The sequence below is a fragment of the Anoxybacillus sp. TBDG-1 genome, assembly GCF_054815885.1.
Genome location: NZ_JBTZSY010000024.1, coordinates 32,948 through 40,132, shown reverse-complemented (window position 1 = coordinate 40,132; position 7,185 = coordinate 32,948). Strand labels below are relative to the sequence as shown.

The window sequence follows — 7,185 nt, the reverse complement described above, 5'->3', positions numbered from 1 at the left end:
ATTATACCAAATCAGGAACCTGTCTTTTTTTCTCCCACAAACATTTTACTCATACATAACGCTTTGAATAAAACGAATAATAAAAAAGAAGGGGGGAGTTGTTTTGCGGAATGCATGGTTAATGACAGGGATTAGTACAATCGCTTTATTATCGGGGTGCGCTCAAATGAACGAATCAACATCTTTGTATGAAAAGAGCGGCACAACGATTAACGTTCGTTCACGAAACGATCTGTATAACGAATATGGTGTGCGAAATGGGCTAGATTCACGTCTAACGAATTTCGGCTACGTTCGTCATCAAAAAAGTCCGATTCCAGGAGACACGACACAATATGCAACCATTCCTGTGTTAAATCGTGAAAATGTTGCTGATTTAATTAGTAAGCTGTGCACCCAGCTTCCAAACGTTTATGACGTTGGAACACTTGTCACAGACGATACGGTGTTTGTCGTTTACAAAACAGATAGCACAAATCGGTTTGAAACAGCCGATCAAGTGAAAAAAACAGCGATTTCTGTCGTACCACGCTACTATCACGTGTACGTTTCCGATAATCCACGCATGTTTCAAGATATTGAGCGATTTGGTCGTTTAGACGCGAATAGTCAAAATGTTGATCAAATTTTACAACAAACGATCAAAGAGATGCTGAAATCGCCACAAGGAAGAAAAATAAGTAACGGCGAAAACGAAAATGGTGTGCAACAAGAAGAAATGAATATGATGCAATAAATAAAAAGGATGTCCCGCTTACATAAAAGGGACATCCTTAATTATATGTTTACTCATTCGCTTTTGCCGATTGTACTTGTTCATCTGCATGATAAGAAGACCGAACGAGCGGACCGGATTCACAATGGCTAAACCCTCTCGCTAACGCAATTTCTTTTAACTCCATAAACTCATGCGGATGATAATACTTCTCTACTTTCAAATGTTTTTTTGTTGGCTGTAAATATTGTCCGATTGTTAAAATATTCACTCCAACAGCGCGTAAATCGTCCATTGTCTCTAAAATTTCTTCTTTTGTTTCCCCAAGCCCAACCATTAAGCTTGATTTCGTCGGAATATCGGGCTGCATTTCTTTCGCACGACGCAAAAATTCGAGTGAACGTTCATATGTGGCACGTGCACGAACGCGCGGAGTGAGACGACGAACGGTTTCAATATTATGATTTAAAATATCCGGGCGAGCGTCCATTAACGTTTTTAAGTTTTCATATACTCCGCCCATATCAGATGGCAATACTTCAATCGTCGTTAACGGATTTTTGCGTCGAATGGCGCGTACCGTTTCCGCAAATACTGCTGCCCCACCATCTTTTAAATCATCGCGCGCTACAGCTGTTACAACAACATGTTTTAAATTCATTAAACGAACCGATTCAGCAACACGTTCTGGCTCTTGCCAATCTAATTCCGTTGGCAAACCTGTTTTAACAGCGCAAAAACGGCAAGCGCGCGTACATACATCGCCTAAAATCATAAACGTTGCCGTTCGGCGAACCGCCCAACATTCATGAATGTTTGGACAACGCGCTTCTTCGCATACGGTATGCAATTGTTTTTCGCGCATCATTTTTTTTAAGCCAGTATAATGTTCATTCGTATTTAACTTTATTTTTAACCATTCCGGTTTGCGAAGGTGTTGTTCTTTTGTTGACATCTTTTTCACGCTCCACTCGTTAATGTACATTACCCATTATACGAGTTATTGACTTATAATACAAAACAGTTTGTTTTTCCAACATTTTTTATTTATGAAAACAGCCGATTACCCCAAACTAATGATATGAACATCGGTGAAAGGAGAAAAAGTGCGTGAAAACATTATGGTGCATCATCCTTCTTCTTTTCATTCCGCTACAATCATTCGCTGCTGCACCAAATGACTTGTATGATCAACGAATGGAACTATATAAAAAGGCAGAGGCAATTTCTCTTATTCCATGGTACTACTTTGCAGCCGTTGATCAATATGAACGGAGCGTCCGCCAAGCGCGTAGAGACCTACCAAAACGAACAGGTGTGATTAGCATTTACATTCCTCCTGAGCGATGGACGGGACCACTCAATAAAAATCAAGAAGATCAAAATCCGTTTACCATTAGCCAATTTGGGGGCATCGGTATAGATGGAAACGGAGACGGCGTCGCAGACCGAACAAACGATGAAGACGTATTATTTGCATTTGCTCGCTTTTTACGATCATATGGCACAGACCATACACATATTAAAATGGCGTTATGGGATTACTACGAACGAAGCAAAACCGTCGATATTATTTTAGGAAAAGTGAAGCTATATAAACATTTCGGAACAATAAAACTTGATCAATATGCCTTCCCGATTCCGAGACGATTTGAATATAGTTACCGTAGCACATGGGGAGATGCACGCGGATGGGGTGGACGACGCATTCATGAAGGAACAGACATTTTTGCCCATTATGGCACACCGGTTCGCTCAACATGTTACGGCATCGTTGAATTGAAAGGATGGAACAAATATGGAGGATGGCGTATCGGTATTCGCGATATAAACAATACGTACCATTACTTTGCACACTTAAACGGATTTGCTAACGGATTAGAAGAAGGATCAATTGTGGAGCCAGGCATGTTAATTGGTTCCGTCGGTAGCTCTGGGTACGGTCCGCCTGGTACATCAGGTAAATTCCCACCGCATCTTCATTACGGCATGTACAAAGATAACGGCTATACGGAATGGTCGTTCGATCCATATCCTTACTTAAAACAATGGGAACGACAAGAACGCATGAAAAAAAGATGAGGCTTCTCGCCCCATCTTTTTTTACGATTGACGACTTTTCTTTACCGCATGAGCAACGCTTGCTACAAAACCTCCCCAAATAATTACCATACCAACAAGCATCATAATGAGTGCACTTGTTTCCATCAGCTTGAAACCTCCTTATCTGTCGGAACTGAAAGTGCTCCATCTTTCCAACGTTTTACTGAAAGAACAAAACCGAGAACGATAACGAGCGCTGCAATCGTCCATCCATACTTCACAACAAATAGTGTATCGTATCCACCATAATTTTCTTTCAAGTTCGTTTTAATGCTATCAAACATCATATAACCTAGTACAATCGGTGTGATAATAGAGAGCGAAACTTTCCACCATGCACCTACCATAATATCTGATACGCTATTTGCATGTGTTTGGAGCGCGTTCAGTTCCTTTAATATCCAAGCGATTGTAACCACTTCAACTAAGCCAACAAGCGCAACACCAAAGTTGTTGATGAAGTAGTCGACGACATCTAAGAAATATAATCCACCATTTGAAGCAAATACGAGCGCAATGAGCGCAGCTACTCCACCACCGCCAAAAACAGCTTTTGTGCGTGACATACCGAATTTTTCTTGAACTGCTGCCACATATGTTTCCGAAATAGAAATAAGTGACGACAATCCTGCTAATGTTAGTGAAAGGAAAAATAACACGCCGAAAAATTCGTTAAACGCTGGAAATTGGTTAATAATTTGCGGGAAGACGTCGAACGCTAATCCAACGCCCCCTTTAACGACCTCACTTACTTCTACACCTTGTTGATGAGCTAAGAAACCAAGAACGCTAAATACACCGATACCAGCTAACAGCTCGAATCCTGAATTTGCAAATCCTGTAATGAATGCATTGTTTGTAATATCTGATTTTTTTGGTAAATAACTTGAATACGTAATCATAATAGCGAACGCAATTGATAAGCTAAAGAAAATTTGGCTATATGCTGCAACCCATACTTTCCCATTCATAATTTGATCCCAATTTGGTTTAAAGAAAGCATTTAATCCTTCAATCGCTCCATCTAACGTCACTGCACGAATGACAATGATAAAGAATAAAACAACAAGCGTTGGCAAGAAAATTTTATTTGCTAGCTCAATGCCTTTACGAATCCCTTTATATAAGACAGCTAAGTTAATAACCCAAACGAGGATAAGTGGAATAAGGACAGCTGGGACTAAACTTCCGAACGTACCAGGTGTTTCTGCTAGTTTCAAATATTGACCGAATAAAAAGCCTCCTGTATCTTCTCCCCATTTTGATGTAAAAGCAAAATACGTATAAGACATCGCCCAAGCAATAACGACAGAGTAATACGTCGAAATAACGAATGAAATAAGTACTTGCCACCAACCAATCCATTCTGTCCCTTTGCTTAGACGAGCAAACGTTAATGGTGCAGAACCACGATACTTATGGCCAAGCGCAAATTCTAATATAAGAATTGGAATACCTGCTGTTAATAAAGCGAATAAATACGGGAAGAAAAACGCTCCTCCTCCATTTTCATATGCAACCGCCGGAAATCTCCAAATGTTCCCTAACCCAATTGCTGAGCCAGCAGCGGCTAGAATAAAACCAGCACGCGTGCCCCATTGTTGACGATTTTCCATAACAAAATACCCTCCTTAGTCAGTTTTGATCTTTAGAATATGGAAATGTAAGAAAAATGTAAGCACCTCCTTGTTCGATTATTTTAATTTTTCAGACTTTTTTGTTTCGTTTTAGTTTTAAGTATACCAACGGACAAGCTCTTTGTCAAAATAATATTTCAAAAAATAAAATTTTAAAAATTTTAATTATTGTAAAGGTAGTTCGATTGACGTATTCCCCTCTCCCCCTTGATTGTAAAATTGCGGAACTTCTCCTTGAATAATCTGGATGGCAACAGGAATGTCGTTTTGAATTGTAGCTGTTTTTGTCGCAAATGGAATAATAATTTGCACGTTCACTTCAATATGAATTGCTATTTCTATTAAAGCATTATTTATTCCAAACGGACGAATATTTTTATTTACATCCGAATGAACATCACCAATGACGTAAAAACGAACTGGGATACGCGGTCCTAAATTCCCTAGTAATACATTGTTCGTTGCTTGTCCAAGCGGGATGTAATAAATAATTCCTTTTTCCTTTTCTGTTTCAACTTGAACGTCAGGAAACTCAAGCGCTGATAGTTTTCCTTCTGAAGCTGCTTTTAAATTTCTTTGTACACGATTTGTCGTTTTTGCTAATACACGATTCACGACAGTCGCATTAAAATCTATGGCGGAAATTTTCCCTTGTCCATCTTTTTCAATTTTAATGAAGTTTTCAACATTAAAATCGTCCTCAGCAATTTGTTGACTAATCGCATTATTAATGACCAAGTTCGCTAAACGGCGCGTTTCTTTTTCGGCGATTGCCATAAGTGTCGGCTCGATTCCTCTATTAATAAACCAAAGGCTTCCGACAGTCGAAATGATAAAAAAAACAAACGTAATTAAAAAAATATAGCGGACGGGTAGCGGTTTTCTTCGTTTACGTAGTTGTTGGTACAACAAAAATCCCCCCTCTCACGCTATATGTATGCGATCAAGCAGGGGATTATTATTTTATTTCATAAGAAGCAAAGCGTCTTTTCCTTTCATTCCACGCGAAATACCTAATTGTTCAGCAGCGAATGTAACAGACTCAAGCGGTGCTTCTAACAGCTGGTCAATTGTTCGCACTCCTACCGCTCTTCCTGCGATAATGCCTCGATCACGCAATTTTTCATTTAACAGCGCCACATCTAACGCTCCACACATAATATATCCTTTATCATTGGAAACAGCTAACAGCGTTGTTTTAGGCAACTGAACAGAAATAGCTGTAAACGGCTCCCCGCTAATCCATAACGGTTTTACCTCAATCATATATTCACGCTCCTTTCCTTTATTCAATGTATGAATAAAGGAACGAAGGGTGCCTATTGTTGATACATGTTTTTTAACTTCCACGCAAGCACATCACGCAACATTTCTGGCATATAATATTTCTTTTTCGCGCGATATATTTCTGGATATAAGTGACCAAACGTAAACATATCAATCGTCGCTACCGCATACGTTTTTTCCTCTTCAATTGGTTGATGATTAATAAAAATGCGACGCACATGTGCTTGACCATCTATCAGTTGCCCTTTTTCAACAGTGATACGATCATACACCATTTGCCCCATCACTTCACCACGAAATCCGAATCCTCTCATCCTTAACTGTTTCATTTGTTCCGTTTCTGCTTGCAAAATGACTTCTTTTAATTCGCTGCCACGCAAGTATACTTTGCACGGATTAATCGGATGTGGACAAATGCGATGAATATCTCCTTTTGTCACAATACCTTTCGGGAGCGAAGACAGTAGTACCCCAGCATTCACCATCGCTACATCGCCTTCACACCATTCGTTTAACGCTTGAGCAAGAAGGGAAGCAAATGGCGACGGTGAAAACCAATCGATCGTCAGCGGCTCAGGCAAATATACAATCGATTGTGCCAGCGCGTTAGTTGCTTGCCTAATCATATCATTTAACTTTTGCTTCGTTTCCTCGCATTCATATTCAAACGCATCCATATGTTGTACATATGCATGTGTATCAACTTTTCGACCTTTTTTATCGATCGTCAATGTTAAACATCCAACATAATGTCCAAATTTCCCAGCTCCACAAAGCAACGTTTCATTGACTCGTTTTCCATGTTCAAACACATGGTGCGTATGCCCTCCTAAAATGGCTGTCAATTGTGGAAACATGTGAGCCATTTTTTCATCATCGTTCACTCCTAAGTGAGATAATAAAACGATCGCATCCACTTTTTCCGAAAGCTCTTGAATAAGCTGAGCGACGGTATCAAACGGATCGGCCACGCGCCATCCAAGTAGCTTATAAAACGTCTGAAACGGAACTGTCACACCAATGAACGCAACGCGAACATTTCCAAACGTCATGATGGCATACGGTTCCATCCAGTATGGGCGCTCCCCGTTCTCATAAAAAACATTTGCGACAATAACAGGGAACTTGGCATGTGCATATAACGTATCGAGTTGTTCATGACTAAGTGTAATCCCTTCATTATTCCCGATTGTGACTGCATCATATGCTGCATCGTTTAAAAGAATGACGTTTGCCTTTCCATCTGACGCCTCTGTCAGCGGATGAAACCGATCAATAAAGTCACCGATATCGAGTAACACCATATGTTCGCGATTTTTCTTATGTCTTTTTCTCCCATTTTGTAAATAACGAACAATTTTCGGCCATCTTTCAAAATGGCTATGCACATCGTTTGTATGATAAATATGTATTGTCTCCATCAACGTTTGCAACACACCTTTC

General features: G+C 39.8%; 8 protein-coding genes. 2 read left to right on the top strand and 6 right to left on the bottom strand.

The features are described 5' to 3' along the window. The first annotated feature begins 103 nt into the window (after window positions 1-103). A complete protein-coding gene (locus ACYQY7_RS08785) occupies window positions 104-736 on the top strand; it encodes a YhcN/YlaJ family sporulation lipoprotein (RefSeq protein ID WP_461201681.1) in 633 nt (210 codons plus the stop codon). Window positions 737-785: 49 nt separating this feature from the next. Here ACYQY7_RS08785 and lipA read toward each other — a convergent pair whose 3' ends face one another. Beyond that, a complete protein-coding gene (gene lipA / locus ACYQY7_RS08780) occupies window positions 786-1,700 on the bottom strand; it encodes a lipoyl synthase (protein ID WP_461201680.1) in 915 nt (304 codons plus the stop codon). A 125-nt stretch (window positions 1,701-1,825) separates the two neighbouring features. Here lipA and ACYQY7_RS08775 point away from each other — a divergent pair, with 125 nt between their 5' ends. Further along, window positions 1,826-2,797, top strand: coding sequence for a M23 family metallopeptidase (locus ACYQY7_RS08775; protein ID WP_461201679.1), 972 nt, complete (start codon window positions 1,826-1,828; stop codon window positions 2,795-2,797). Between the two features lie 21 nt (window positions 2,798-2,818). On the opposite strand, the gene ACYQY7_RS08770 is transcribed toward ACYQY7_RS08775, so the two are convergent. The 5 genes from ACYQY7_RS08770 to ACYQY7_RS08750 all read right to left on the bottom strand — a co-directional run bounded on the left by ACYQY7_RS08770 (window position 2,819) and on the right by ACYQY7_RS08750 (window position 7,166). Then, window positions 2,819-2,923: a methionine/alanine import family NSS transporter small subunit gene (locus tag ACYQY7_RS08770; RefSeq protein ID WP_461201678.1), complete on the bottom strand. Its 105-nt coding sequence runs from the start codon at window positions 2,921-2,923 to the stop codon at window positions 2,819-2,821. Beyond that, window positions 2,923-4,434, bottom strand: coding sequence for a sodium-dependent transporter (locus ACYQY7_RS08765; protein ID WP_461201677.1), 1,512 nt, complete (start codon window positions 4,432-4,434; stop codon window positions 2,923-2,925). The genes ACYQY7_RS08770 and ACYQY7_RS08765 overlap by 1 nt, the downstream gene beginning before the upstream one ends. 186 nt (window positions 4,435-4,620) lie before the next feature. Next, window positions 4,621-5,367, bottom strand: a complete 747-nt coding sequence (gene yunB, locus ACYQY7_RS08760; protein ID WP_461201676.1) for a sporulation protein YunB — start codon at window positions 5,365-5,367, stop codon at window positions 4,621-4,623. Between the two features lie 51 nt (window positions 5,368-5,418). After that, a complete protein-coding gene (locus tag ACYQY7_RS08755; RefSeq protein WP_461201675.1) occupies window positions 5,419-5,721 on the bottom strand; it encodes a YunC family protein in 303 nt (100 codons plus the stop codon). Between the two features lie 53 nt (window positions 5,722-5,774). Continuing rightward, window positions 5,775-7,166, bottom strand: coding sequence for a bifunctional metallophosphatase/5'-nucleotidase (locus ACYQY7_RS08750; protein ID WP_461201674.1), 1,392 nt, complete (start codon window positions 7,164-7,166; stop codon window positions 5,775-5,777). Window positions 7,167-7,185 lie beyond the last annotated feature (19 nt).